General features: G+C 67.4%; 37 protein-coding genes. 4 read left to right on the top strand and 33 right to left on the bottom strand.

From position 1 onward, the window contains the following. The first annotated feature begins 157 nt into the window (after positions 1 to 157). On the top strand, positions 158 to 1,009 hold the full coding sequence (locus tag AVL59_RS04405; protein WP_067299868.1) for a helix-turn-helix domain-containing protein: 852 nt from the start codon (positions 158 to 160) through the stop codon (positions 1,007 to 1,009). A gap of 8 nt (positions 1,010 to 1,017) precedes the next feature. After that, positions 1,018 to 1,236: a DUF397 domain-containing protein gene (locus AVL59_RS04400; RefSeq protein WP_067299867.1), complete on the top strand. Its 219-nt coding sequence runs from the start codon at positions 1,018 to 1,020 to the stop codon at positions 1,234 to 1,236. Here the strand turns inward: AVL59_RS04400 and glmS are convergent. Together glmS and AVL59_RS04390 are read right to left on the bottom strand one after the other, a co-directional pair. Continuing rightward, the gene (gene glmS, locus AVL59_RS04395; protein ID WP_067299866.1) at positions 1,197 to 3,044 is read right to left on the bottom strand and encodes a glutamine--fructose-6-phosphate transaminase (isomerizing); all 1,848 of its coding nucleotides are present in this window, start codon (positions 3,042 to 3,044) and stop codon (positions 1,197 to 1,199) included. The genes AVL59_RS04400 and glmS overlap by 40 nt on opposite strands. Positions 3,045 to 3,141: 97 nt before the next feature. Beyond that, positions 3,142 to 3,912, bottom strand: a complete 771-nt coding sequence (locus tag AVL59_RS04390) for a hypothetical protein (RefSeq protein ID WP_067299865.1) — start codon at positions 3,910 to 3,912, stop codon at positions 3,142 to 3,144. Positions 3,913 to 4,115: 203 nt separating this feature from the next. Here AVL59_RS04390 and coaA point away from each other — a divergent pair, with 203 nt between their 5' ends. After that, positions 4,116 to 5,084: a type I pantothenate kinase gene (coaA, locus tag AVL59_RS04385; RefSeq protein WP_067299864.1), complete on the top strand. Its 969-nt coding sequence runs from the start codon at positions 4,116 to 4,118 to the stop codon at positions 5,082 to 5,084. Between the two features lie 84 nt (positions 5,085 to 5,168). Here coaA and AVL59_RS04380 read toward each other — a convergent pair whose 3' ends face one another. The 4 genes from AVL59_RS04380 to rplM all read right to left on the bottom strand — a co-directional run bounded on the left by AVL59_RS04380 (position 5,169) and on the right by rplM (position 8,364). Next, a complete protein-coding gene (locus AVL59_RS04380) occupies positions 5,169 to 5,696 on the bottom strand; it encodes a hypothetical protein (protein WP_067299863.1) in 528 nt (175 codons plus the stop codon). Positions 5,697 to 5,818: 122 nt separating this feature from the next. Next, positions 5,819 to 7,177, bottom strand: a complete 1,359-nt coding sequence (glmM, locus tag AVL59_RS04375) for a phosphoglucosamine mutase (protein WP_067299862.1) — start codon at positions 7,175 to 7,177, stop codon at positions 5,819 to 5,821. 179 nt (positions 7,178 to 7,356) lie between these two features. Further along, positions 7,357 to 7,878, bottom strand: a complete 522-nt coding sequence (gene rpsI / locus AVL59_RS04370) for a 30S ribosomal protein S9 (protein WP_066995736.1) — start codon at positions 7,876 to 7,878, stop codon at positions 7,357 to 7,359. 42 nt (positions 7,879 to 7,920) lie between these two features. Next, complete coding sequence (gene rplM, locus AVL59_RS04365; RefSeq protein ID WP_067299861.1) at positions 7,921 to 8,364, bottom strand: 50S ribosomal protein L13; 444 nt, start codon at positions 8,362 to 8,364, stop codon at positions 7,921 to 7,923. 298 nt (positions 8,365 to 8,662) lie between these two features. On the opposite strand from rplM, the gene AVL59_RS04360 reads away from it, so the two are divergent. Further along, positions 8,663 to 9,538, top strand: a complete 876-nt coding sequence (locus AVL59_RS04360; RefSeq protein ID WP_067299860.1) for a hypothetical protein — start codon at positions 8,663 to 8,665, stop codon at positions 9,536 to 9,538. Between the two features lie 154 nt (positions 9,539 to 9,692). Here the strand turns inward: AVL59_RS04360 and truA are convergent, their stop codons facing one another. The 27 genes from truA to rplB all read right to left on the bottom strand — a co-directional run bounded on the left by truA (position 9,693) and on the right by rplB (position 24,836). After that, positions 9,693 to 10,556: a tRNA pseudouridine(38-40) synthase TruA gene (gene truA / locus AVL59_RS04355; protein ID WP_067299859.1), complete on the bottom strand. Its 864-nt coding sequence runs from the start codon at positions 10,554 to 10,556 to the stop codon at positions 9,693 to 9,695. Positions 10,557 to 10,628: 72 nt separating this feature from the next. Beyond that, positions 10,629 to 11,123: a 50S ribosomal protein L17 gene (rplQ, locus tag AVL59_RS04350; protein WP_067299858.1), complete on the bottom strand. Its 495-nt coding sequence runs from the start codon at positions 11,121 to 11,123 to the stop codon at positions 10,629 to 10,631. 181 nt (positions 11,124 to 11,304) lie between these two features. Further along, positions 11,305 to 12,327 (bottom strand): DNA-directed RNA polymerase subunit alpha, encoded by a 1,023-nt coding sequence (locus AVL59_RS04345; RefSeq protein WP_003966937.1) that lies wholly within the window; start codon positions 12,325 to 12,327, stop codon positions 11,305 to 11,307. 148 nt (positions 12,328 to 12,475) lie between these two features. Beyond that, positions 12,476 to 12,880 (bottom strand): 30S ribosomal protein S11, encoded by a 405-nt coding sequence (gene rpsK / locus AVL59_RS04340; protein WP_003956432.1) that lies wholly within the window; start codon positions 12,878 to 12,880, stop codon positions 12,476 to 12,478. Between the two features lie 65 nt (positions 12,881 to 12,945). Continuing rightward, positions 12,946 to 13,326, bottom strand: a complete 381-nt coding sequence (rpsM, locus tag AVL59_RS04335; protein WP_031167100.1) for a 30S ribosomal protein S13 — start codon at positions 13,324 to 13,326, stop codon at positions 12,946 to 12,948. Positions 13,327 to 13,514: 188 nt separating this feature from the next. Continuing rightward, complete coding sequence (gene rpmJ / locus AVL59_RS04330; protein ID WP_003998809.1) at positions 13,515 to 13,628, bottom strand: 50S ribosomal protein L36; 114 nt, start codon at positions 13,626 to 13,628, stop codon at positions 13,515 to 13,517. 59 nt (positions 13,629 to 13,687) lie between these two features. Further along, the gene (infA, locus tag AVL59_RS04325) at positions 13,688 to 13,909 is read right to left on the bottom strand and encodes a translation initiation factor IF-1 (RefSeq protein WP_003948620.1); all 222 of its coding nucleotides are present in this window, start codon (positions 13,907 to 13,909) and stop codon (positions 13,688 to 13,690) included. A 162-nt stretch (positions 13,910 to 14,071) separates the two neighbouring features. Beyond that, positions 14,072 to 14,908 carry a type I methionyl aminopeptidase gene (map, locus tag AVL59_RS04320; RefSeq protein WP_067299857.1) on the bottom strand — a complete coding sequence of 279 codons (837 nt, stop codon included), beginning with the start codon at positions 14,906 to 14,908 and terminating at the stop codon, positions 14,072 to 14,074. Positions 14,909 to 15,007: 99 nt separating this feature from the next. Next, positions 15,008 to 15,673, bottom strand: a complete 666-nt coding sequence (locus AVL59_RS04315; RefSeq protein WP_067299856.1) for an adenylate kinase — start codon at positions 15,671 to 15,673, stop codon at positions 15,008 to 15,010. Next, positions 15,673 to 16,986, bottom strand: a complete 1,314-nt coding sequence (secY, locus tag AVL59_RS04310; RefSeq protein WP_067299855.1) for a preprotein translocase subunit SecY — start codon at positions 16,984 to 16,986, stop codon at positions 15,673 to 15,675. Before secY ends, AVL59_RS04315 begins: the two co-directional genes overlap by 1 nt. Positions 16,987 to 17,174: 188 nt before the next feature. Then, entirely contained in the window at positions 17,175 to 17,630 is a 456-nt protein-coding gene (gene rplO / locus AVL59_RS04305) for a 50S ribosomal protein L15 (protein WP_023547373.1), read from the bottom strand. A gap of 2 nt (positions 17,631 to 17,632) precedes the next feature. After that, the gene (rpmD, locus tag AVL59_RS04300) at positions 17,633 to 17,815 is read right to left on the bottom strand and encodes a 50S ribosomal protein L30 (protein WP_003974250.1); all 183 of its coding nucleotides are present in this window, start codon (positions 17,813 to 17,815) and stop codon (positions 17,633 to 17,635) included. Further along, the gene (gene rpsE, locus AVL59_RS04295; RefSeq protein ID WP_015658456.1) at positions 17,815 to 18,420 is read right to left on the bottom strand and encodes a 30S ribosomal protein S5; all 606 of its coding nucleotides are present in this window, start codon (positions 18,418 to 18,420) and stop codon (positions 17,815 to 17,817) included. The genes rpmD and rpsE overlap by 1 nt, the downstream gene beginning before the upstream one ends. 39 nt (positions 18,421 to 18,459) lie before the next feature. Next, positions 18,460 to 18,843 carry a 50S ribosomal protein L18 gene (gene rplR, locus AVL59_RS04290; protein WP_067299854.1) on the bottom strand — a complete coding sequence of 128 codons (384 nt, stop codon included), beginning with the start codon at positions 18,841 to 18,843 and terminating at the stop codon, positions 18,460 to 18,462. A gap of 3 nt (positions 18,844 to 18,846) precedes the next feature. After that, positions 18,847 to 19,386, bottom strand: coding sequence for a 50S ribosomal protein L6 (rplF, locus tag AVL59_RS04285; RefSeq protein WP_067299853.1), 540 nt, complete (start codon positions 19,384 to 19,386; stop codon positions 18,847 to 18,849). Positions 19,387 to 19,410: 24 nt separating this feature from the next. Beyond that, positions 19,411 to 19,809: a 30S ribosomal protein S8 gene (rpsH, locus tag AVL59_RS04280; RefSeq protein ID WP_007494756.1), complete on the bottom strand. Its 399-nt coding sequence runs from the start codon at positions 19,807 to 19,809 to the stop codon at positions 19,411 to 19,413. A 212-nt stretch (positions 19,810 to 20,021) separates the two neighbouring features. Beyond that, positions 20,022 to 20,207 carry a type Z 30S ribosomal protein S14 gene (locus AVL59_RS04275; RefSeq protein WP_003948630.1) on the bottom strand — a complete coding sequence of 62 codons (186 nt, stop codon included), beginning with the start codon at positions 20,205 to 20,207 and terminating at the stop codon, positions 20,022 to 20,024. A 5-nt stretch (positions 20,208 to 20,212) separates the two neighbouring features. Beyond that, positions 20,213 to 20,770, bottom strand: a complete 558-nt coding sequence (rplE, locus tag AVL59_RS04270) for a 50S ribosomal protein L5 (RefSeq protein ID WP_067299852.1) — start codon at positions 20,768 to 20,770, stop codon at positions 20,213 to 20,215. Further along, positions 20,770 to 21,093 carry a 50S ribosomal protein L24 gene (rplX, locus tag AVL59_RS04265; RefSeq protein ID WP_033272457.1) on the bottom strand — a complete coding sequence of 108 codons (324 nt, stop codon included), beginning with the start codon at positions 21,091 to 21,093 and terminating at the stop codon, positions 20,770 to 20,772. The genes rplE and rplX overlap by 1 nt, the downstream gene beginning before the upstream one ends. A gap of 2 nt (positions 21,094 to 21,095) precedes the next feature. Continuing rightward, a complete protein-coding gene (gene rplN, locus AVL59_RS04260; RefSeq protein ID WP_003998823.1) occupies positions 21,096 to 21,464 on the bottom strand; it encodes a 50S ribosomal protein L14 in 369 nt (122 codons plus the stop codon). A gap of 95 nt (positions 21,465 to 21,559) precedes the next feature. Further along, a complete protein-coding gene (rpsQ, locus tag AVL59_RS04255; protein WP_018543912.1) occupies positions 21,560 to 21,844 on the bottom strand; it encodes a 30S ribosomal protein S17 in 285 nt (94 codons plus the stop codon). Beyond that, on the bottom strand, positions 21,844 to 22,068 hold the full coding sequence (gene rpmC / locus AVL59_RS04250) for a 50S ribosomal protein L29 (protein WP_007494763.1): 225 nt from the start codon (positions 22,066 to 22,068) through the stop codon (positions 21,844 to 21,846). The genes rpsQ and rpmC overlap by 1 nt, the downstream gene beginning before the upstream one ends. Continuing rightward, positions 22,068 to 22,487, bottom strand: coding sequence for a 50S ribosomal protein L16 (gene rplP, locus AVL59_RS04245; protein ID WP_046418010.1), 420 nt, complete (start codon positions 22,485 to 22,487; stop codon positions 22,068 to 22,070). The genes rpmC and rplP overlap by 1 nt, the downstream gene beginning before the upstream one ends. Positions 22,488 to 22,492: 5 nt before the next feature. Continuing rightward, positions 22,493 to 23,314 carry a 30S ribosomal protein S3 gene (gene rpsC, locus AVL59_RS04240; protein ID WP_003998826.1) on the bottom strand — a complete coding sequence of 274 codons (822 nt, stop codon included), beginning with the start codon at positions 23,312 to 23,314 and terminating at the stop codon, positions 22,493 to 22,495. Continuing rightward, complete coding sequence (gene rplV / locus AVL59_RS04235; protein WP_003974262.1) at positions 23,314 to 23,661, bottom strand: 50S ribosomal protein L22; 348 nt, start codon at positions 23,659 to 23,661, stop codon at positions 23,314 to 23,316. The genes rpsC and rplV overlap by 1 nt, the downstream gene beginning before the upstream one ends. A 44-nt stretch (positions 23,662 to 23,705) precedes the next feature. Beyond that, the gene (rpsS, locus tag AVL59_RS04230) at positions 23,706 to 23,987 is read right to left on the bottom strand and encodes a 30S ribosomal protein S19 (RefSeq protein ID WP_023547380.1); all 282 of its coding nucleotides are present in this window, start codon (positions 23,985 to 23,987) and stop codon (positions 23,706 to 23,708) included. Between the two features lie 12 nt (positions 23,988 to 23,999). Further along, positions 24,000 to 24,836 (bottom strand): 50S ribosomal protein L2, encoded by an 837-nt coding sequence (gene rplB, locus AVL59_RS04225; protein WP_067299851.1) that lies wholly within the window; start codon positions 24,834 to 24,836, stop codon positions 24,000 to 24,002. Between the last annotated feature and the right edge of the window lie 34 nt (positions 24,837 to 24,870).

Here is a 24,870-nt window from a genome sequence, read left to right as displayed (position 1 = left end):
TGCCGCAGCCGTCACGGCAGGACGAAGCGGTGCACTTCCGCTGCGTGTGCGATGCATAACTGACGGTAGACCTGAAAGTTTCGGCGCGACAAGCCGGTCGCGTAATCTGACCCCGAACGAGCCGCGCCAACAGGCGCGTTGGAGTTAGGAGCAGCCAATGCCCACCAGGCGCGAACCAACGGCGCGGCAGCTGCGCCTGGCGGTCGAACTCCGCAGACTCCGTGAGGCTGCGGGCCTCACCGCCCGGCAGGCGGCAGCCATGCTCGGCGTGAGCAACGTCCAGATCAGCCAGATCGAGGCGGGCCTGTCGGGAGTGAGCGAGGAGCGCCTGCGTCGCCTCGCATCTCACTACGCCTGCACGGACGAGGAGTTCATCGGCGCTCTGGTCGCGATGGCCACTGACCGCACACGGGGCTGGTGGGAGGAGTACCGGGGCCTGCTGCCGACGTCATTCCTCGATCTTGCCGAGCTGGATCACCACTCCCGATTCCAGCGTCACGTGGCCATCACATACGTGCCGGGCCTCTTGCAGACGGCGAATTACGCCCGCGCCGTGTTCTCCGACAGGATCCCAGAACTCACCGAAGAAGAACTTGAGTTGCGCGTCCGCCACCGCATGGCCCGGCGCGTGGTTGTCGAAGGCCCCGCACCCATCCCCGTCGAGGTCGTGATCCACGAAGCGGCTCTACGCATCAGGGTCCGCGATCGCGTAGTGTCACGAGCCCAACTCGACCGCATCCTGGAACTCTCGGATACGGATCACGTCACGGTGCGTGTGATCCCTTTCGACTTGGACGGCTTCTCCCAAGCCGGAAGCGCAATGGCCTACGTCGGTGGTTCCGCCCCTAAGCTGGACACAGTCGTACGTGACGCCCCTCACGGCACCGTTTTCATAGACTTCGAAGCTCAACTCAGCGCCTTCCGAGCGCGCTTCCGTAAACTGGAGGCCGTGTCACTCGAACCCGAGCGCTCGCGTGACTTCATCAACAGGTTGGCGAAGGAGCTGTGAGGCACCCGATGACCAATCCCGACAACTGGCGGAAGTCGTCCTACTCCGGCGGTGGCGACGGCAACGAATGCGTCGAGATCGCAAACTCCCCCACCCACATAGCCATCCGCGACTCAAAGGCTCCGGCCAGAGCAACCCTCACCTTCCCGGCCGGAGCCTTCGCCGCCTTCCTCGGTGGCGTGAAGGACTACTCCACCGTCACCGACTTCGCCAGGTTCCGAGGCTGATCCACCTCGTTCCCCCGGGCGGTGGCCAACTCGCACGCGAAGACCTGGAGCGGCACCGTCGCCACCAGCGGCTGCAGCAGCGTCGGAGTCGCGGGAATCCGAATGAGATGGTCCGCGTACGGGGCCACCGCCTCGTCCCCCTCCTCCGCGATCACGATCGTCCGCGCGCCCCTCGCCCGGATCTCCTGGATGTTGGAGACGATCTTGTCGTGGAGGACGGACCGGCCGCGGGGCGACGGTACGACCACGACCACCGGGACGTCCTCCTCGATGAGCGCGATCGGCCCGTGCTTCAGCTCGCCCGCCGCGAAGCCCTCGGCGTGCATGTAGGCGAGTTCCTTGAGCTTGAGGGCGCCTTCCAGGGCGACCGGATAGCCCACGTGCCGGCCCAGGAACAGCACCGTGTCCTTGTCGGCCAGGGAACGCGCGAGCTCCCGTACGGGCTCCATGGTCTCCAGGACCCGCTCGACTTCGCACGAGATCTTCGACAGGTCCCGGATCACGGCCCCGATCTCGTCGCCCCACTTGGTGCCCCGCACCTGGCCCAGGTACAGGGCCACCAGGTAGCAGGCCACCAGCTGGGTCAGGAACGCCTTGGTGGAGGCGACGGCGACCTCCGGGCCGGCGTGCGTGTACAGCACCGCGTCCGACTCGCGAGGGATCGTCGAACCGTTGGTGTTGCAGATGGCCAGGACCTTGGAGCCCTGTTCGCGCGCGTGCCGCAGCGCCATCAGCGTGTCCATGGTCTCGCCGGACTGGGAGATGGCGATCACCAGGGACCGGGAGTCGAGGATCGGGTCGCGGTAGCGGAACTCGCTGGCCAGTTCCACCTCGCAGGGGATCCGCGTCCAGTGCTCGATGGCGTACTTGGCGATCAGACCGGCGTGGAAGGCCGTACCGCACGCGACGATGACGACCTTGTCCACCTCGCGCAGCTCGGACGGGGTGATCCGCACCTCGTCCAGGGTCAGCGAGCCGGAGGGGTCGATGCGGCCCAGCAGGGTGTCGGCGACCGCCTTGGGCTGCTCGGCGATCTCCTTGAGCATGAAGTAGTCGTAGCCGCCCTTCTCGGCGGCCGAGGCGTCCCAGTCGACGTGGTACGAGCGGACGTCGGCGGGGCGGCCGTCGAAGCCGGTCACCGTCGCGCCGTCGCGGCGCAGCTCCACCACCTGGTCCTGGCCCAGCTCGATCGCCGAGCGGGTGTGGGCGATGAACGCGGCGACGTCGGAGGCCAGGAACGCCTCGCCCTCGCCGATGCCCACCACGAGCGGGGAGTTGCGGCGCGCGCCCACGACCACGTCGGGGGCGTCGGCGTGCGCGGCGACCAGCGTGAACGCGCCCTCCAGGCGTCGGCACACCAGCCGCATCGCCTCCGCCAGGTCGGCGCAGGCCGAGAACTCCTCGGCCAGCAGGTGGGCGACGACTTCGGTGTCCGTCTCGGAGGCCAGGACGTGGCCCCGCTCCGCCAGCTCCGCGCGCAGCACCGCGAAGTTCTCGATGATGCCGTTGTGGACGACGGCGACCCGGCCCGCGTTGTCCAGGTGCGGGTGCGCGTTCGCGTCCGTCGGGCCGCCGTGGGTGGCCCAGCGGGTGTGCCCGATGCCGGTCGAGCCCGCCGGCAGCGGCCGCTCGACCAGTTCCTTCTCCAGATTGACCAGTTTCCCGGCCTTCTTCGCCGCGGCCAGTCCGCCGTCCGCCGGCACGGCGACGCCCGCCGAGTCGTATCCCCGGTACTCCAGCCGCTTCAGCCCGGCCATCACGACATCGAGCGCCGACTGCGACCCTACGTATCCCACGATTCCGCACATGAGCGGCAGCCTACGGGCCGTCAGCCGCGCAAAGTGGCTATCTGGTGCCCGATTTCGGAAATTCCCGCCGGGGTTCGAGGGCCCCGGCGGGTCGTTTTCAGCCGAGCTTGGCGAGCTGTGCGTCGACGATCTCGGTCGGGAAGTCGAAGTCCTTGCCGGTGGCGGCCGCCGCGATGTTGAGGACGGGGAAGTAGGCGAGGGTGGCGCCCTTGCGCACGACGACGCCCTTCATCGGCGCCGTGCCCTGCCCTTCGGCGTCGATGAACCAGGTCAGGGCGACGGCCTCGTCGGCGCCCTGGGGCGCGGCGGTCGTGACCACCTTGACGATCTTGGTCTTGTCGCTGCCCACGGTGAAGGAGAAGCCGCCGGCGCACTTCTTCGCGGCCGCCTGGAGGTCCTTGACGGCCTGCTCGGCGCCGCCGTTGTCGTAGGAGGCCAGCGTCTCGACGGTCTTCGGCCGGTCGGTGATGGCGAGCATCTTCTCCTCGGAGCTCGCGCCCGCGGCGGGCTTCTTCGCGTCGCCCGTCCACGACCGCTTCACCGTGGCGGCGGGCTTGCCGACGTAGGAGCCGACCTGGAGGTACGCCAGCGGCTTGCAGGCGGGGTTGTCCGCCGACACCTTGTCCTGCGCGATGTCGTCCTGCGCCGGCACCTTGGTGACGATCTTGCCGGTCTTGACGTCCGCCTGCGTGAGCGCGGCCTTCTCCAGCTCCGCGGCGCTCAGCGCCTTGCCGGGGGCCGCCTGTGCCGGCTTGCCGTCCTTCCCCTTGTCGCCGCCGTCGGACGAACCGCCGCAGGCGGTGGCGAGCAGGGCGAGGGCGGCGACGGAGGCGGCGACGGCGCTACGGCGAACGACGGTGCGTCTCAAGTGAGTGACTCTTTCTCTCCTGTGGATCTTTGCTCGCACTTTAGACACAGCGGGCCCAAAGTTGATCACGCAATTACCACCCGGTACCCGACCGTGACACCGGCGTGATCCAGGAGCGGCCCAACCCGGTAAGTGACGCACCCCACCCCGCCACGCTGTTCAAACTCCGTTAACAATGGACTGTGATCTCTCCGGTCTCTTCGATGCCCCGGAGCGCCCACCGGTCAAGGCCGGAGGCGACTCCCTACGTCGACCTCACCCGCGCGGAGTGGAGCGCTCTGCGCGACAAGACCCCGCTCCCCCTCACCGCCGAGGAGGTCGAGAAGCTGCGCGGCCTCGGCGACGTCATCGACCTCGACGAGGTGCGGGACATCTACCTCCCGCTCTCCCGCCTCCTCAACCTCTACGTCGGCGCCACGGACGGCCTGCGCGGCGCCCTGAACACCTTCCTCGGCGAGCAGGGCTCCCAGTCCGGCACCCCGTTCGTCATAGGCGTCGCCGGATCCGTGGCGGTGGGCAAGTCCACCGTGGCCCGCCTCCTGCAGGCCCTCCTGTCCCGCTGGCCCGAGCATCCGCGTGTCGAACTGGTCACCACGGACGGCTTCCTGCTGCCCACCAAGGAGTTGGAAGCCCGCGGCCTGATGTCGCGGAAAGGTTTTCCCGAGTCGTACGACCGCCGGGCACTGACCCGCTTCGTCGCGGACATCAAGGCCGGCAAGGACGAGGTGTCGGCCCCCGTCTACTCCCACCTGATCTACGACATCGTCCCGGGCGAGAAGCTCACCGTCCGCCGCCCCGACATCCTGATCGTCGAGGGCCTGAACGTCCTCCAGCCCGCCCTGCCCGGCAAGGACGGCCGCACCCGGGTCGGTCTCGCCGACTACTTCGACTTCAGCGTGTACGTCGACGCGAGCGGCGAGGACATCGAGCGCTGGTACCTCAACCGCTTCAAGAAGCTGCGCCAGACCGCCTTCCAGAACCCGAACTCGTACTTCCGCAAGTACACCCAGGTCTCCGAGGAGGAGGCCCTCGACTACGCCCGCACCCTGTGGCGCACCATCAACAGGCCCAACCTGGTGGAGAACATCGCCCCCACCCGGGGCCGCGCCACCCTCATCGTGCGCAAGGGCCCGGACCACAAGGTGCAGCGGCTGCGCCTGCGCAAGCTGTAGGGCCACCCGGCCACCCGTCGTTCCGCCGGCCCAGAAGTGGCTCCGGGCCGGGCGGCGCGAGCGTACGGCGAGGGCAGGCGGCTCCTAGAACCGACGCTCGCAGTCCGTGGCGATGTTGTCGCCGGGGTCGGCGAACACCACGTCGTTGCCGCCGTCGCAGGTCACCGTGTCACCGCCGGCATTGTCCTGCACGCTGATCGTGTCGTTGCCGCCGTCGGTGCTCACGCTGTCGACGCCCGTGCCGGCGTCGACGGTGGTGTTGACCGGGGCGTCGGCCTTGGCACTGTCGTTCTGGTCGCCCAGTGCTATGAGGAGCCGGGTGCCGGTGCTGATGCTGCCGCAGTCGGCGGTGGTGTCGGACACCCGGGCGCAGCCCGGGCCGATCGCGATGCCCGCGGTGTCCGTGAGGAGCAGATGGTTGGCGGCGGAGACGGCGGACGAGACCTGGTTCTGCACACCGGCACGCGCTTGGAGCCCGACGAGGCTGCCGAAGAGGCGGAACGCCGTGGAGCCCGGTGTCTGGGCGGCGGCCGGCGTGGCGAACGAGACGACGAGCCCCGCGGCCAGGGCCGGACCGGCCGCTCGCCTCAGGGCTATGCTCACGATCTTCATGCTGTGTTTCTCGCTTTCGTCGAGGTAGGGCGCCGCCCAGGGCGCCCTCGACGCAAGTGAAACAATCAGCGATCAGTTGCGCACTCTCTGTTACGTGCTTCGAGTGACAGCGTCACCGGGAACTAGCCCAGCGCCGACTTCACCGCATCGGCCAGTCGCCCGGCAACGGACCGGGCCTGATCGATGTCCGCGGCCTCGACCATCACCCGCACCAGCGGCTCCGTACCCGACGACCGCAGCAACACCCGCCCCGTCGACCCCAGTTCCCGCTCCGCCTCGGCCACGGCGGCGGCGAGATCCGCGGACGTCCTCACCCGCGACTTGTCCACGTCCGGCACATTGATGAGGACCTGCGGCAGCCGCTCCATCACGGAGGCGAGGTCCCGCAGCGAACGGCCGGTCTGAGCGACCCGGGCCGCCAGCAGCAGGCCGGTCAGCGTGCCGTCACCGGTCGTCGCGTGGTCGAGGATGATCACGTGCCCGGACTGCTCGCCGCCGAGGGCGAACCCGTGCTCCTTCATCTCCTCCAGCACGTAACGGTCACCCACGGCCGTCTGCACGAACCGGATACCGGCCTGCTCCATCGCCAGCTTGAAGCCCAGGTTGGACATGACCGTGGCGACGACCGTCTCGGAGCGCAGTTCGCCCCGCTCGCGCAGCGCCAGCGCGAGTACGGCGAGGATCTGGTCGCCGTCCACCTCCTCGCCGGTGTGGTCCACGGCCAGGCAGCGGTCGGCGTCCCCGTCGTGCGCGATGCCGAAGGCCGCGCCGTGCTCGATGACCGCGGCCTTCAGCCGGTCCAGGTGGGTGGAGCCGCAGCCGTCGTTGATGTTGAGCCCGTCCGGCTCGGCGCCGATGGTGACGATCTCGGCGCCGGCCCGCGCGAACGCCGCCGGCGAGACCCCCGCGGCCGCTCCGTGCGCCTCGTCCAGGACGATCTTCAGGCCGTCGAGACGGTTGGGCAGCACCGACAGCAGATGGCCGACGTACTGCTCGAAGCCCTCGTCGTACGACCGCACGCGCCCGACCCCGGCACCGGTGGGCCGCTCCCAGGGCTCGCCGTGGCGGTGGGACTCGTACACGGCCTCGATCTTGTCCTCCAGCTCGTCGGCGAGCTTGTGGCCGCCGCGGGCGAAGAACTTGATGCCGTTGTCCGGCATGGCGTTGTGGCTCGCGGAGAGCATCACACCCAGGTCGGCGCCGAGCGCACCGGTCAGGTGGGCCACCGCGGGCGTCGGCAGGACGCCCACCGTCAGCACGTCGACACCGGCGCTGGCCAGGCCCGCGACCACGGCCGCCTGAAGGAACTCTCCGGACGCGCGCGGGTCCCGCCCGACCACCGCCGTCGGCCGGTGGCCCGCGAAGGTGCCCGCCTCGGCCAGCACGTGCGCCGCCGCGACGGACAGACCGAGCGCCATCTCAGCCGTCAGGTCCGCGTTGGCGACACCGCGCACACCGTCCGTACCGAAGAGTCGTCCCACTTGTCCTCCCGAGGAAGCGTCCTTGCTGCCAGGAATGTTGGCAGGCGGCTGAACATCCGATCACACCAGCCTCTGAGCGTCTTGTGTCGTTATACGCCCTTGACCGGGATAAACGAACGCCCCGACGGCACATGTGGCGTGCCGCCGGGGCGTTCGGAGTACGAGCAGGCAGCTCTTGGTTAGCGCTTGCTGTACTGCGGAGCCTTGCGGGCCTTCTTCAGACCGGCCTTCTTGCGCTCGACCGCACGGTCGTCGCGCTTGAGGAAGCCGGCCTTCTTGAGCGGGCCGCGGTTGTTGTCGACGTCGGCCTCGTTCAGCGCACGGGCGACACCGAGACGGAGCGCACCGGCCTGACCGGAGACACCGCCACCCGCGATGCGGGCGATGACGTCGTAACGGCCGTCGAGCTCGAGCACCTTGAAGGGCTCGTTGACTTCCTGCTGGTGCACCTTGTTCGGGAAGTAGTCCTCGAGGGTGCGACCGTTGATCTTCCACTTGCCGGTGCCCGGAACGATCCGGACGCGGGCGATGGCGTTCTTGCGGCGGCCCAGGCCGGCGGCGGGCTGGGGCTCACCGAAGCGCGAGGCGAGGGACTCGGAGGTGTACTCACCCTCCACCGGAACCTCGGACTCGGTGGTGTAGCTGTCGATGTCGACAAGCTCGGTCTCTTCGAGCGGCTGCTCGGCAGTGGTCTCGGCCACGATTCTCCTCAGATTCTCTTCAGTCTTAGGGGGTGGCCGGACTTACTGCGCGACCTGGGTGATCTCGAACGGCACCGGCTGCTGGGCAGCGTGCGGGTGCTGGTCACCCTTGTAGACCTTCAGCTTCGAGAGCATCTGACGGCCCAGGGAGTTCTTGGGGAGCATGCCCTTGACGGCCTTCTCGATGGCCTTCTCGGGGTTCTTGTCCAGCAGCTCGTCGTAGCGGACGGAGCGCAGACCACCCGGGTAGCCGGAGTGGCGGTACGCCATCTTCTGGGTCCGCTTGTTGCCGGACAGGTGCACCTTGTCGGCGTTGATGACGATGACGAAGTCACCGGTGTCGACGTGGGGCGCGTAGATCGGCTTGTGCTTGCCCCGCAGGATGGAGGCCGCGGTGGTGGCGAGACGGCCCAGGACAACGTCCTGAGCGTCGATGACGTGCCACTGGCGCGTCACATCGCCGGGCTTGGGGCTGTACGTACGCACGGTTCGTAGCCTTCGCTTCGAGTGAATGGTCCTGAACAGGTCACCGAAACGATCACGACAGCCTTGACCGCACCACGGTGACGCAAACCGCGTGCTGGTCGCTGGTCATCGGCCCGGCGGACCGGTGTAAGGGCCCGTCCCGTGAGAATGAGCAAGCCAATACACAACGAAGAAGCAGAATACCTGGGCGCCCCTGGACGGGTCAAAACGAGGCATGCCGACGAACACACGCCGGACAAACAAGGCATGCCGCCCGACGCGCTCCAGCACCCACCGGCCCCCGTCTAAGATGCGCCCCATGAGTTACGGGCAGGGGGGACCCCAGTCTCAGTGGGATCCCTGGAAACCGCATTCCCAGCAGCCCTGGAGCAGCGGCGGTGACGACGGGTCTCCGGACTGGGCCGCGCTCGCCGAGGCCTCGGAGACGCGGAACAAGCGCCGCAAGCTGCTGTTCATAGGCGGCGGCGCGCTGGCCACGATCGGGATAGGCACCGCCGTCGCCATGGCCGTCGTCTCCGCGAACAGCGGCAACCACGCCTCGGGCAACCCCACCAGTCTGCCCGCCAGCGCGTCTCTGCCCGGCAACTCGGCATCGGCGCCGTCCTTCGCCCCCACCAGCGCCCCGCCGCCGCTGGACCCGAAGGACTTCATCTCCGACGTGAAGAAGGACACCGCCCCGCTCAGCCCCGGGACCCTGTTCCCGGGCACGCAGCTGACCATGGGCGAGACGGTGTACAAGAAGGGCCCGACGGCCGACACCAAGAACTGCGGCTCCGTCGCCGGCGGCACCCTGCCCAAGGTCCTGGGCGCCAACGGCTGCACCCGCATGATCCGCGCCACCTACACCAACGGCGGCATCGCGGTCACCGTCGGCGTCGCCGTCTTCGACAACGAGGCCCAGGCCGCGAAGGCCAAGGCCCAGACCGACGACCACAGCATCGTGCGCTCGCTGTTCGGCAAGGGCGTCAAGCCCTTCTGCGACGGCGGGTTCTGCCGCTCGACCCGCAACGCCTACGGCCGCTACGGCTACTTCACGATCACCGGCTTCCTCAACGGCAAGAGCGTCACCGACAAGGACACGAAGGCCTTCGCCGTCGGGGACGACCTGGCGGAGTTCACCTTCCGCCAGATCAGGCGCCGCGGCGAGGCCCAGGCGTCGGCCGCCGCCCAGTAGCCCGGGGGCGCTGGCCCCTGCGCCGCCTCGGCCGCAGCCGCAAGGGCACCACCGCGGACTCCGGCTGGGTGCGCGGGGGTCGTCCGACCCGCGCGGCAGCCGACCGCTCGCGGTGTGCCGTGCGATCAGCTCGGTGACCCGAAGTGGAACGTGACTAACAGGTTTCGCAACCTGCCGCGCCCGGAAGCGAGCGCTTGTTCCGCGCCTGAAGGTTCCGCGCGGCCAGCAGCTCGTCGGCGGGGTAGCCGACCTCCTCCAGGGTCAGCCCGTGCGGCCGCACGACATGCACGGCCGAGTCCCGGACGCCCGCGGCCAGCACCTTCCCGGGCCACTCGGGGCCGCGGTGCCCGTCGCCCACGAACAGCAGCGCGCCGATCAGCGAGCGCACCATGTTGTGACAGAAAGCGTCCGCGCGGACCGTGGCCGTGATGATCCCGTCGGCGCCGCGCACGAGGCTCAGCTCCTGGAGGGTCCGGATCGTCGTGGCCCCCTCCCGCTTCTTGCAGTACGCGGCGAAGTCGTGCTCCCCCAGCAGCTCCCGCGCCGCCTCGTTCATGGCGTCGACGTCGAGCGGCCAGTCGTGCCAGAGGACGTGATTGCGCAGGATGGGGTCGACGCCACCGGGGTTGTCGGTGACCCGGTAGGCGTACCGGCGCCAGACGGCGGAGAAACGGGCGTTGAAGCCGCTCGGCGCCGGCCTGAGGGCCCACACCCGCACGTCCTTGGGCAAACGCCCGGCGAGCCGCTTGAGCAGCTTCTGGTTGTGCTCCCGCCAGACTCCCTCGGGCAGATCCACATGCGCCACCTGCCCCCGCGCGTGCACCCCGGCATCGGTCCGCCCGGCGACGGTCAGCTCATACGTCTCCCGCGACCGCGTCACCGTGCGCAGGGCGTCCTCGATCTCGCCCTGCACCGTCCGCTTGCCGCCGGCCTGCTTGGCCCAGCCGTGGAAGTCGGTGCCGTCGTAGGAGATGTCGAGGCGGACACGGACGTACCCGGGCTGTACTTCGTCACTCACTCCTGGATCCTCTCAGGAAACGCGGAACGGGCCCGCCCCGAGGGGCGGACCCGTTCACTGCAAGGCAGAGCCTCAGGCGTCCTTGGACTCCTCGGCAGCGGCCTCCTCGGCCGGAGCCTCGGTGGTCTCCGCAGCCTTGGCCTCCTCGGCCTCCTTGACCGCACGCTTGGTGGCGGCCTCGGCCTCACCGGTCGCCTGCTGGGCGACGGTCAGCGCCTCGACCAGCTCGATGACGGCCATGGGCGCGTTGTCGCCACGGCGGTTACCGATCTTGGTGATGCGGGTGTAGCCACCGGGACGGTTCTCGTACCGCGGGCCGATCTCGGTGAAGAGCGTGTGGACGATGCTCTTGTCCGTGATGACCTGGAGCACCTGACGGCGGTTGTGAAGGTCGCCCTTCTTCGCCTTGGTGACCAGACGCTCGGCGTACGGGCGCAGGCGGCGGGCCTTCGCCTCGGTGGTGGTGATACGGCCGTGCTCGAACAGCGACTTCGCGAGGTTCGCGAGGAGCAGCTTCTCGTGCGCGGCGCTGCCGCCCAGACGGGCACCCTTGGTGGGCTTCGGCATAGTTCTTCTCCTGTGTGTCTGCCCCGGCCGTGTCAGGTACCGGAGTCAGTATCCGAGCGAGCGGTTGCCCGTCGGAGATCCGAGCGGAGCCCCGAAGGGGCCTGCTCGGAAGGGGCGCGGGGAACTGCGCGACAAGCCACAGCGCACCCGCACCCACAATCGGACCGTCGGTCCCGAGCCCTCAGTACTGCTCGGTCTCGACGAACCCGGCATCCGCGTCGTCGTCCGCACCGAACGCGTCCGCGGCGGCCGTGGGGTCGAATCCGGGCGGGCTGTCCTTGAGGGCCAGGCCCATGCCGGCCAGCTTCGCCTTGACCTCGTCGATCGACTTCGCACCGAAGTTGCGAATGTCGAGGAGGTCGGCCTCGGAGCGCGCGACCAGCTCACCCACGGAGTGGATGCCCTCACGCTTGAGGCAGTTGTACGAGCGGACGGTCAGCTCGAGCTCCTCGATCGGGAGCGCGAGGTCGGCCGCCAGCGCGGCGTCCGTCGGGGACGGACCCATGTCGATGCCCTCGGCGTCGATGTTCAGCTCGCGGGCGAGACCGAACAGCTCGACGAGCGTCTTACCGGCCGACGCCATGGCGTCACGGGGACGCATCGCCTGCTTGGTCTCGACGTCGACGATCAGCTTGTCGAAGTCCGTGCGCTGCTCGACACGCGTCGCCTCGACCTTGTACGTGACCTTCAGCACCGGGCTGTAGATGGAGTCGACCGGGATACGGCCGATCTCCTGGCCCACCTGCTTGTTCTGCACGGCGGAGACGTAACCGCGACCGCGCTCGACGGTCAGCTCCATCTCCAGCTTGCCCTTGCCGTTCAGCGTGGCCAGGACCAGGTCGGGGTTGTGCACCTCGACACCGGCCGGGGGCGCGATGTCGGCGGCGGTGACCAGACCCGGACCCTGCTTGCGCAGGTACATCACGACCGGCTCGTCGTGCTCCGAGGAGACGACCAGCTGCTTGATGTTGAGGATCAGGTCGGTGACGTCCTCCTTGACGCCCGGCACGGTGGTGAACTCGTGCAGGACACCGTCGATGCGGATGCTGGTGACAGCGGCACCCGGGATCGAGGACAGGAGCGTACGGCGCAGGGAGTTGCCGAGGGTGTAGCCGAAGCCCGGCTCCAGCGGCTCGATCACGAACCGGGAGCGGAACTCGTCGACGACCTCTTCGGTCAACGAGGGACGCTGAGCGATCAGCATGCGTGGATCAGATCCTTCATTCGTGGGCGCCCGCTATTTGACACCCGACGGAATCCGCACCCGTGAAAAGTGCGGGTACTGCAAGGGTACGGGCGATACGGCCCCGTGTACGGAGCCGTACCGCCCGAATCCTCAGAGCAACCGTGCGTCAGACGCGACGACGCTTCGGCGGCCGGCAGCCGTTGTGCGGGGTCGGGGTGACGTCCTGGATGGAGCCGACCTCGAGGCCCGTGGCCTGCAGGGAGCGGATCGCGGTCTCACGACCGGAGCCCGGGCCCTTGACGAACACGTCGACCTTGCGCATGCCGTGCTCCTGGGCGCGGCGGGCAGCCGACTCGGCGGCCATCTGCGCGGCGAACGGCGTGGACTTCCTGGAGCCCTTGAAGCCGACGTGGCCGGCGGAGGCCCAGGAGATCACGTTGCCGGACGGGTCCGTGATCGAGACGATCGTGTTGTTGAACGTGCTCTTGATGTGCGCGTGGCCGTGAGCGACGTTCTTCTTTTCCTTGCGGCGCACCTTCTTGGCAGCGCCCTGACGTCCCTTGGGGGGCATCTACTAACTCCTACGGGAGGTGGTCGGTCCTACAGCGAAGACCGTGGACAGGTGTCCGCTGCGGACTACTTCTTGCCCGGCTTCTTCTTGCCGGCGATGGCGCGACGCGGGCCCTTGCGGGTGCGAGCGTTGGTGCTGGTGCGCTGACCGCGGACGGGCAGACCGCGACGGTGACGGAGACCCTGGTAGCAGCCGATCTCGACCTTGCGGCGGATGTCGGCCTGGATCTCGCGACGGAGGTCACCCTCGGTCTTGATGTTGTTGTCGACGTACTCGCGAATGGCGACCAGCTGCTCTTCGGTCAGGTCGCGAACGCGGGTGTTCGGGTCGATACCGGTCTCGGCCAGCGTCTGCTGGGAGAGGGTCCGGCCGATGCCGAACACGTAGGTGAGGGCGACCTCCACGCGCTTTTCGCGCGGGATGTCAACACCGGAAACGCGTGCCATTCAATGGCTCCTGGTGAATCTTCGGAGGTCTTCCACAGAACCGGATCCCGACCGCCGTACCAGGTACGAACCGGGTCCCCGGCCTCCGAACCGGGGGTGTCGAGCTGGATGGCTCGGGTTCTGCGTATGAACAATTCAGCTTGCGTCGCGCGAATCTCTGCGATGGGTGCAGAGGGATCGGTCGTGCGTCAGCCCTGGCGCTGCTTGTGGCGCGGGTTCTCGCAGATGACCATGACCCTGCCGTGACGGCGGATCACCCTGCACTTGTCGCAGATCTTCTTGACGCTCGGCTTGACCTTCATGGGTGAGGTTCTCCGGGTCAGTGCCATCACCCCGATGAGAGCCGGGGTGCGGGCAAGATCTACTTGTAGCGGTAGACGATCCGGCCACGCGTCAGGTCGTACGGAGACAGCTCCACCACGACCCGGTCGTCAGGGAGGATGCGGATGTAGTGCATACGCATCTTGCCGCTGATGTGTGCCAGGACCTGGTGGCCGTTCTGGAGCTCGACCTTGAACATGGCGTTCGGCAGAGACTCGACGACAGTGCCCTCGATCTCGATGGCACCTTGCTTCTTGGCCACGCTTCGCCCTTCGAATCGACTACCTTGATCGACTCTCTCCCTTGCCGCGGAGGACAAGTGCGAGCGCATGCGGACATGCGGGTGCACGAGAGCCGACGAGTCAGTCTACGTCAGCGCACCAGGAAACACGAATCGAGGGAGTCTGCCCCGTGCCCCTGATCCTTATGCCAGGGGGTCGGGCGCGGCCGTCACTCCGTACTCGGCCAGCTTGGCCTTGCCGCCGTCCGGAGCGGTCAGTACGAGGGGGCCCTCCTCGGTCAGCGCGACCGAGTGCTCCCAGTGGGAGGACCAGGTGCCGTCCGTGGTGATGACCGTCCAGTCGTCCTCGAGGACCTCGGTGCGCGGGGTGCCGAGGGAGACCATCGGCTCGATGGCGAGGCAGAAACCGGGGACCAGCTTGGGGCCCTTGCCACGGCGGCGGTCGACGTAGTTCAGCAGATGCGGGTCCATGTGCATCTCGGTGCCGATGCCGTGGCCGCCGTAGTCCTCGATGATCCCGTACTTGCCGCCGCCCGGCTTGGGCTGGCGGCGGATGTACGTCTCGACGGCCCGGGAGACGTCGACCAGGCGGTTGCCCTGCTTCATGGCCGCGATGCCGGCCCACATCGATTCCTCGGTCACCCGGGACAGCTCGATCAGCTCCGGAGCGTGACCGGAGCCCACGAAGGCCGTGTAGGCCGCGTCACCGTGCCAGCCGTCGACGATGGCACCCGCGTCGATGGAGATGATGTCGCCGTCCTTCAGAACGACGTCCTCCGTGGGGATGCCGTGGACGACCACCTCGTTGGCCGAGGTGCAGATCGTCGCGGGGAAACCGCCGTACCCCAGGAAGTTCGACTTGGCGCCGTGCTCCGCGAGCACCTTGCGGGCGACCTCGTCCAGGTCCTTGGTGGAGGCGCCCGGCACCGCGGCTTCGCGCGTGGCCGCGTGGATGGCGGCTACGACCAGGCCCGCCGCACGCATCTTGGCGATCTGCTCGGGGGTCTTGATCTGCACCATGGGGGCCTGCGCTCTCCGTCACTCACGTCGACTGGGTTACGTACACAACACTACGGCCGCGGCGCCCCGGGAGGGCACCGCGGCCGGAAGGACCGCGATCTACTTGTTCTCGGCCTTCTCGCGCTTGAGGGCCTCCAGGGCCCGCTGCGTGATCTCGTCCACCGGACCCAGGGAGGAGATGGTCACGACCAGGCCCTGCGCCTTGTAGTAGTCGATGATCGGCTCGGTCTGCGTGTGGTAGACCTCCAGCCGCTTGCGGACGGTCCCCTCGGAGTCGTCGTCGCGCTGGTACAGCTCACCGCCGCAGACGTCGCACACGCCCTCCCGCTTCGGCGGGCTGTACGTCACGTGGAAGACGTGGGACGAGTCGTTGCGGCAGATACGCCGGCCGGCGATGCGCTTGACGACCTCGTCCTCCGGGACCTCCAGGTCCAGAACGGCGTCCAGCTTGATGCTCTCGGACTCCAGCAGCGCGTCCAGGGCCTCGGCCTGCGAGACATTGCGCGGGAAGCCGTCCAGCAGGAAGCCGTTCTCCGCGTCGGGCTGCTCCATGCGGTCCTTGGCCATCGCGATCGTGACCTCGTCGGGCACGAGGTTGCCCGCGTCCATGTAGGACTTGGCGAGCTTGCCCAGCTCGGTCTGCTGGCTGATGTTGGCCCGGAACAGGTCACCCGTGGAGATGTGCGGGATGGCCAGCTTCTCTGCGAGGCGGACGGCTTGCGTTCCCTTACCGGCACCCGGCGGCCCGACGAGGACGATACGCATCAGCGGAGGAACCCTTCGTAATTGCGCTGCTGGAGCTGGCTCTCGATCTGCTTCACCGTCTCGAGACCGACACCCACGATGATCAGGATGCTCGTCCCGCCGAACGGGAAGTTGTTCGTCGCCCCGAACCCGACCAACGCCATTGTTGGCACGAGAGCAATCAGACCCAGATACAGCGAACCCGGCCAGGTGATCCGGTTGAGCACATAGCTGAGGTACTCAGCGGTCGGTCGGCCAGCCCGGATGCCCGGGATGAAGCCACCATACTTCTTCATGTTGTCCGCGACTTCCTCGGGGTTGAAGGAGATAGCCACGTAGAAGAACGCGAAGAAAACGATGAGCAAGAAGTACAGAGTGATGTAAATCGGGTGGTCGCCCTTGGTCAGGTTGTTCTTGATCCAGACCGTCCAGCTCGAATTGCCCCCCGCGAACTGCGCCACCAGGGCCGGGATGTAGAGCAGCGAGGAGGCGAAGATGACCGGAATCACACCCGCCTGGTTCACCTTGAGCGGGATGTACGTGGACGTACCACCGTAGGAACGACGGCCGATCATGCGCTTCGCGTACTGGACCGGGATGCGCCGCTGGGCCTGCTCGACGAAGACGACGAGCGCGACCATGACCAGGCCGACCAGGATGACCGTGCCGAACTCGATCCAGCCACCGGCGAGCGAGCCCTGCTTCTTGATGGCCCACAGCGCGGACGGGAAGGTCGCCGCGATCGAGATGAACATGAGGATCGACATGCCGTTGCCGATGCCGCGGTCGGTGATCAGCTCGCCGAGCCACATGACGACGCCCGTACCGGCGGTCATGCAGACGACCATCGTGATGGTCGTGAAGATCGCCTGGTCCGGAACGATGCTCGAGGCGACCGAGCAGCCGTTGAAGAGAGCGCCGCTGCGGGCGGTGGCCACCAGGCCGGTGCCCTGCAGGATGGCGAGCGCCACCGTCAGGTAGCGGGTGTACTGCGTGATCTTCGCCGTACCGGCCTGGCCCTCCTTCTTCAGGGCTTCCAGGCGCGGGATGACCACGGTGAGCAGCTGAAGGATGATGCTGGCCGTGATGTACGGCATGATCCCGAGCGCGAAGATCGTGATCTGCAGCAGCGCACCACCGCTGAACATGTTCACGAGACCGAACAGGCCCTGATTGGCGCCTGCCTCGCTGACGCACTGCTGGACGGCCTTGTAGTTGACGCCGGGGATCGGGACGTGGGTACCGACCCGGTAGACCACGATGATGCCCAGCGTGAAGAGCAGCTTCTTGCGCAGGTCGGGCGTCCTGAACGCCCGGGCGAACGCGGTGAGCACGGTGCCTCCTGCGACCCCCGCGCAACTGCGTCAAGGGTGACGGTCGTGAGATTCGACGGATAAGGAAAAAGAGCAGTGCAGGCCACCTTACCGGCGACCCTGCCCACCTTGGAACGACCAACCGGGGATACCCCATTGTGAGGTATCCCCGGTCGGGATCGTTTACGTCATCAAGGCGTCTGAAGGACTCAGACGAGCTCGGTGACCGTACCGCCGGCGGCGGTGATCTTCTCCTTGGCGGAGCCGGAGACGGCGTCGACCGTCACCTGCAGCGCCACGGAGATCTCGCCCTGGCCGAGGACCTTGACGAGGCTGTTCTTGCGAACGGCACCCTTGGCCACCAGACCCTCGACCGTGACCTCGCCACCCTCGGGGTAGAGCGCGGCCAGCTTGTCGAGGTTCACGACCTGGAACTCGGTCTTGAACGGGTTCTTGAAGCCCTTCAGCTTCGGGAGGCGCATGTGGAGCGGCATCTGGCCACCCTCGAAGCGCTCCGGAACCTGGTAACGGGCCTTCGTACCCTTGGTACCACGACCGGCCGTCTTACCCTTCGACGCCTCACCACGACCGACACGGGTCTTGGCGGTCTTGGCGCCCGGGGCGGGACGGAGGTTGTGGATCTTGAGCGGGTTCTGCTCCGCCATGATCAGTCGACCTCCTCGACCGTCACGAGGTGGCGGACGGTGTGCACCATGCCGCGGAACTCGGGGCGGTCCTCCTTGACGACCTGCGTGTTGATGCCCTTGAGACCAAGGGACCGCAGGGTGTCGCGGTGGTTCTGCTTGCTACCGATGTAGGACTTGACCTGCGTGATCTTGAGCTGAGCCATCACGCACCCGCCCCGGCACGCGCACGCAGCAGAGCCGCGGGAGCGACGTCCTCGAGCGGCAGACCGCGGCGGGCCGCGACCTCCTCGGGACGCTGCAGGCCCTTCAGGGCCTCCACGGTCGCGTGCACGATGTTGATCGCGTTGTCGGAGCCGAGCGACTTCGACAGGATGTCGTGGATACCGGCGCACTCGAGCACGGCACGCACCGGGCCACCGGCGATAACACCGGTACCGGGGGACGCGGGCTTGAGCAGCACGACGCCGGCAGCCTTCTCACCCTGGATCGGGTGCGGGATGGTGCCCTGGATACGGGGGACCTTGAAGAAGTGCTTCTTGGCCTCCTCAACGCCCTTGGCGATGGCGGCCGGCACCTCCTTGGCCTTGCCGTAACCGACACCCACGGTGCCGTCACCGTCGCCCACCACGACCAGCGCGGTGAAGCTGAAGCGACGACCACCCTTCACAACCTTGGCGACGCGGTTGATCGCGACGACGCGCTCAACGTACGCGGTCTTCTCGGCGGCAGCAGCGCCGCCGTCACGGCCCTTCCGGTCCCGCCGCTCGCCGCCACCGGCACCGCCACCGCGGCGCTGGGGTCCAGCCATTGGAATTACCTCTCTCTGTTTCCGCTAGCTACGGCAGGCTCAGAACTTGAGCCCGGCTTCGCGGGCGGCGTCCGCCAGGGCGGCGATGCGCCCGGCGTACTGGTTGCCACCACGGTCGAACACGACAGCCTCGACACCGGCGGCCTTGGCACGCTCGGCGACCAGGGCGCCGACCTGCTTGGCCTGCGAGGACTTGTCGCCCTCGCCACCGCGGACGGACGCGTCCAGGGTGGACGCGGACGCCAGGGTGTGGCCCTTGAGGTCGTCGATCACCTGCGCCACGATGTGGCGGTTGGAGCGGGTCACGACCAGACGGGGACGCTCCGCCGTACCGGCGATCCGCTTGCGGATCCGGATGTGACGGCGCTTGATCGCGGCGCGCTTGTAGGCGTCGCCCTTGAGGATCTTCTGCCCGTATGCCATGGCTTACTTACCCGCCTTTCCGACCTTGCGGCGGATGACTTCGCCCTCGTACTTGACGCCCTTGGCCTTGTACGGGTCGGGCTTGCGCAGCTTGCGGATGTTGGCCGCAACCTCGCCGACCTTCTGCTTGTCGATGCCCTCGACCTGGAAGCGGGTCGGGGTCTCCACCTTGAAGGTGATGCCCTCGGGCGCCTCGACGACGATCGGGTGGCTGTAGCCGAGCGCGAACTCGAGGTTCGAGCCCTTGGCCGTCACGCGGTAACCGACACCGCTGATCTCGAGCTTCTTCACGTAACCCTGGGTCACGCCGGTGATCATGTTCGCCACCAGCGTGCGGGACAGGCCGTGCAGGGCCTTGTTCTGACGCTCGTCGTTCGGGCGGGTGACGTTCAGAACGCCGTCCTCACCCTTGACGATGTCGATCGGCGCGACGACGGTGTGGGTCAGCGTGCCCTTGGGGCCCTTGACCGAGACCGTACGGCCGTCGATGGTGACGTCCACGCCGGCGGGAACCGTGATGGGGAGCTTGCCAATACGCGACATAGCTGTTTCCTCCGTTCCCTTCCGCTACCAGACGTAGGCGAGGACTTCCCCACCCACGCCCTTCTTGCCGGCCTGCTTGTCGGTGAGGAGCCCGTGCGACGTGGAGATGATCGCCACGCCGAGGCCGCCCAGCACCTTCGGCAGGTTGGTGGACTTCGCGTACACCCGGAGACCGGGCTTGGAGATCCGCTTGATGCCCGCGATGGAGCGCTCACGGTTCGGGCCGAACTTCAGCTCGAGAACGAGGTTCTTGCCGACCTCGGCGTCCTCGATCTTCCAGCCCGTGATGAAGCCCTCCTGCTGGAGGATCTCCGCGATGTGAGACTTGATCTTCGATGCCGGCATCGTCACGGAGTCGTGGTATGCCGAGTTCGCGTTCCGCAGACGCGTAAGCATGTCTGCGATCGGATCAGTCATGGTCATGAATTGGCCTTCGGCCTCTCTCGCCGGGGTTTCCTGGTGCGCCATCCCTCTCCCCGATCCGAGACGGGACGGGTGCGGCGCGGTGGACCTACGGCGTAGTAAGTCGTACGGGCGCGGCAGACGCCCAACCCCACAAGCCTACGGCATGCGGAGAAGGGCCCCTGCCGACCCAGATGCTTACCGAGAGCTTCCGGAATCCCCTATTACGGGAATTACCAGGAGCTCTTGGTCACGCCCGGCAGCTCGCCACGGTGAGCCATCTCACGAAGGCACACGCGGCACAGGCCGAACTTGCGGTACACGGAGTGGGGACGGCCGCAGCGCTGGCAGCGCGTGTAGCCACGCACACCGAACTTGGGCTTGCGAGCAGCCTTAGCGATCAGAGCCTTCTTCGCCATCTCGCTCACGCCTCCTTGAACGGGAAGCCGAGGTGACGAAGGAGCGCGCGGCCCTCAGCGTCGTTGGTCGCCGTGGTGACCACGGTGATGTCCATACCCCGGACGCGGTCGATCTTGTCCTGGTCGATCTCGTGGAACATGACCTGCTCCGTGAGACCGAAGGTGTAGTTGCCACGGCCGTCGAACTGCTTGGGGGACAGGCCGCGGAAGTCGCGGATGCGCGGCAGCGCGAGCGACAGGGTGCGGTCCAGGAACTCCCACATGCGGTCGCCACGAAGCGTGACGTGGGCACCGATCGGCTGGCCCTCACGCAGCTTGAACTGCGCGATGGACTTACGAGCCTTGGTGACCTGCGGCTTCTGGCCGGTGATCGTGGTGAGGTCGCGGATGGCGCCCTCGATCAGCTTGGAGTCGCGGGCGGCGTCGCCCACACCCATGTTGACCACGATCTTGACGAGGCCGGGGATCTGCATGACGTTCTCGTACTTGAACTCGTCACGCATCTTGCCCGCGATCTCCTCGCGGTACTTCTGCTTCAGACGCGGAGTGGTGGTGGTAGCCATCAGATGTCCTCACCCGTCCGCTTGGCAACGCGGATCTTGTTGCCCTCGTCGTCGAAGCGGTAACCGACACGCGTGACGACCTTGTTGCCGTCCTTCTCAACGACCAGCTGGACGTTGGAGACGTGGATCGGCGCCTCGGTCGTGACGATGCCGCCGGCCTGCGAACCGCTGGCGGTCGGGCCGGCCTTGGTGTGCTTCTTGACCCGGTTGACACCCTCGACCAGGACACGGTCCTCGCGGGGGAAGGCAGCGATGACCTTGCCCTGCTTGCCCTTGTCCTTGCCGGTGATGACCTGGACCAGGTCGCCCTTCTTGATCTTCATGCTTACAGCACCTCCGGCGCGAGCGAGATGATCTTCATGAACTTCTTCTCGCGCAGCTCACGGCCGACCGGGCCGAAGATGCGGGTGCCGCGAGGGTCGCCGTCGTTCTTCAGAATGACGGCGGCGTTCTCGTCGAAGCGGATGTACGAGCCGTCCGGACGGCGGCGCTCCTTGACGGTGCGAACGATGACCGCCTTGACGACGTCACCCTTCTTCACGTTGCCACCGGGGATCGCGTCCTTGACGGTGGCGACGATGACGTCACCGATGCCCGCGTAGCGGCGACCGGAGCCACCGAGCACACGGATGCAAAGGATTTCCTTCGCACCAGTGTTGTCGGCGACGCGCAGTCGCGACTCCTGCTGGATCACGTCTATCTCCTGTTTGTCTGCCGGTTCCCCGGGAACCGCTCAGTGAGCGGCTCCCGGAGCCTGGCGGAACTGTCCTGCGGGGATGCCCGCAGGAATTACTTGGCCTTCTCGAGGATCTCGACGACGCGCCAGCGCTTCGTCGCGGACAGCGGCCGGGTCTCCATGAGGAGGACGCGGTCGCCGACACCCGCGGCGTTCTGCTCGTCGTGCGCCTTGAGCTTGTTCGTACGGCGGATGACCTTGCCGTACAGCGCGTGCTTGACGCGGTCCTCGACGGCGACGACGACGGTCTTGTCCATCTTGTCGCTGACGACGAGACCCTCACGGGTCTTGCGGAAGCCGCGCGCCTCTGCGTTCTCAGTCACGTTCTTCTCGCTCATCAGGCGTTCTCCACCGTTTCGATGCCCAGCTCACGCTCGCGCATCAGGGTGTAGATCCGCGCGATGTCCTTGCGGACCGCCTTGAGACGGCCGTGGTTCTCGAGCTGTCCCGTGGCCGCCTGGAAGCGGAGGTTGAACAGCTCTTCCTTGGCCTCGCGGAGCTTCGCCAGAAGCTCCTCGTTGCCCAGCTCGCGCAGCTCGGACGCCTTGGTACCGGCCGACATCACGCTTCACCTGCCTCGCGCTTGACGATCCGGCACTTCATCGGCAGCTTGTGGGCCGCACGAGTCAGAGCTTCACGCGCAATCTTCTCGTTCGGGTAGGACAGCTCGAACATCACCCGACCGGGCTTGACGTTCGCGATCCACCACTCCGGCGAACCCTTACCGGAACCCATGCGGGTCTCGGCCGGCTTCTTGGTCAGCGGACGGTCCGGGTAGATGTTGATCCAGACCTTGCCGCCACGCTTGATGTGGCGGGTCATCGCGATACGAGCCGCCTCGATCTGGCGGTTCGTCACGTAGGCCGGGGTCAGCGCCTGGATGCCGTACTCGCCGAACGCAACCTGCGTGCCACCCTTCGACATACCGTCGCGCTTCGGGTGGTGCTGCTTGCGGTGCTTGACCCTACGGGGGATCAGCATGTCGGTCAGGCCTCCGTTCCGGTGCTCTCAGCCGGAGCGGACGCGGGAGCCTCGGCCTTGGGGGCCTCGGCGCCGGCAGCCTGCTGCGGCTTACGACCGCGCCGCTCGCCACCGCGGCCACCACGGGCCGGGCGGTCGGCGCCACCGCGGGCCGGGCGGTTACCCGCACGGGCGGCAGCGTTCTCGGCGCGGACCTCGGCGATGTTCTTGACGTCGCCCTTGTAGATCCAGACCTTCACACCGATGCGGCCGAAGGTCGTCTTGGCCTCGAAGAAGCCGTAGTCCACGTTCGCGCGGAGCGTGTGCAGGGGCACACGGCCCTCGCGGTAGAACTCCGAGCGGGACATCTCGGCGCCGCCGAGGCGGCCACCGCACTGGATCTTGATGCCCTTGGCGCCCGCCTTCATCGCCGACTGCATGCTCTTACGCATGGCGCGGCGGAAGGAGACGCGGGAGGAGAGCTGCTCGGCAACGGCCTGGGCAACCAGCTGAGCGTCGGTCTCGGGGTTCTTGACCTCGAGGATGTTCAGCTGGACCTGCTTGCCCGTGAGCTTCTCGAGGTCACCGCGGATGCGGTCGGCCTCGGCGCCACGGCGGCCGATGACGATGCCCGGACGAGCGGTGTGGATGTCCACCCGCACGCGGTCACGGGTGCGCTCGATCTCAACCTTCGAGATACCGGCGCGCTCCATGCCGGACGTCATCATCCGACGGATGGCGACGTCTTCCTTGACGTAGTCCTTGTACAGCTTGTCGGCGTACCAACGCGACTTGAAGTCGGTCGTGACACCGAGCCGGAACCCATGCGGGTTTACCTTCTGGCCCATTACCGGGTTCCTTCCTTGCTGCTGACGACCACGGTGATGTGGCTGGTCCGCTTGCGGATCCGGTAGGCACGGCCCTGGGCACGCGGCCGGAACCGCTTCAGGGTCGGACCCTCGTCGACGTACGCCTCGGAAATGAAGAGGCTGTCGGCGTCGGTGTGGTCGTAGTTGTGCGCGGCGTTGGCGATGGCGCTGTCGAGCACCTTGCCGACCGGCACGGAGGCTGCCTGCGGAGCGAATCGCAGAACAGCCTGAGCCTCCGTGGCATCCATGCCACGGATAAGGTCCACCACGCGGCGGGCCTTCATGGGCGTAACGCGGATGTACCGCGCCTGGGCCCTGGCTTCCATGGTTGTCCCTCTCAGTTACTTACGTGTCTGAATGCGATCCGCTACTAGCGGCGCTTCGACTTCCGGTCTTCCTTGACGTGGCCCCGGAAGGTGCGGGTCGGCGAGAACTCGCCGAGCTTGTGGCCGACCATCGACTCGGTGACGAACACCGGGATGTGGGTCTTGCCGTTGTGCACCGCGAGCGTGTGGCCCAGCATGGCCGGGACGATCATGGAGCGACGGGACCAGGTCTTGATGACGTTCTTGGTGCCGGCTTCGTTCTGGGCGTCCACCTTCTTGATCAGGTGGTCGTCGACGAAGGGCCCCTTCTTCAGGCTACGAGGCATCTCAACCCGTCCTTAGCGCTTCTTGTTCGTCTTGCGGCGGCGGACGATGTACTTGTTCGACGCCTTCTTGGGCGAACGAGTACGGCCTTCCTTCTTGCCCCACGGGGACACAGGGTGGCGACCACCGGAGGTCCGGCCCTCACCACCACCGTGCGGGTGGTCAACCGGGTTCATCACGACACCACGGACGGTCGGGCGAACGCCCAGCCACCGCTTACGGCCGGCCTTACCCCAGTTGATGTTGCTCTGCTCGGCGTTGCCGACCTCACCGATGGTGGCGCGGCAGCGGATGTCGACCAGGCGAACCTCGCCGGACGGCATGCGCAGGTGGGCCATCGAGCCCTCCTTCGCGAGCAGCTGCACGGAGGCACCGGCGGAGCGGGCGAACTTGGCACCGCCACCGGGACGGAGCTCGATCGCGTGGATCGTGGTACCGACCGGGATGTTGCGGAGGGCCAGGTTGTTGCCCGGCTTGATGTCGGCCCCGGGACCGTTCTCGACGCGGTCACCCTGCTGCAGGTTGCGCGGGGCGAGGATGTAGCGCTTCTCGCCGTCGGCGTAGTGCAGCAGCGCGATGCGCGCGGTGCGGTTGGGGTCGTACTCGATGTGCGCGACCTTCGCCGGCACGCCGTCCTTGTCGTGACGACGGAAGTCGATCACTCGGTAGGCGCGCTTGTGTCCGCCACCCTGGTGGCGAACGGTCACACGACCGGCGTTGTTACGGCCGCCCTTGCTGTGCAGGGGGCGGACCAGCGACTTCTCCGGCGTGGACCGCGTGACCTCGACGAAGTCGGCGACGCTGGCGCCACGACGGCCCGGCGTAGTCGGCTTGTACTTGCGGATTCCCATTTCTCAGTCCTCGTCCGATATCGGACGATCCGGA

This window comes from Streptomyces griseochromogenes, from assembly GCF_001542625.1.
In the GTDB taxonomy this organism is placed as follows: Bacteria; Actinomycetota; Actinomycetes; order Streptomycetales; family Streptomycetaceae; genus Streptomyces; species Streptomyces griseochromogenes.
This window is presented reverse-complemented; position numbering and strand designations above follow the sequence as displayed.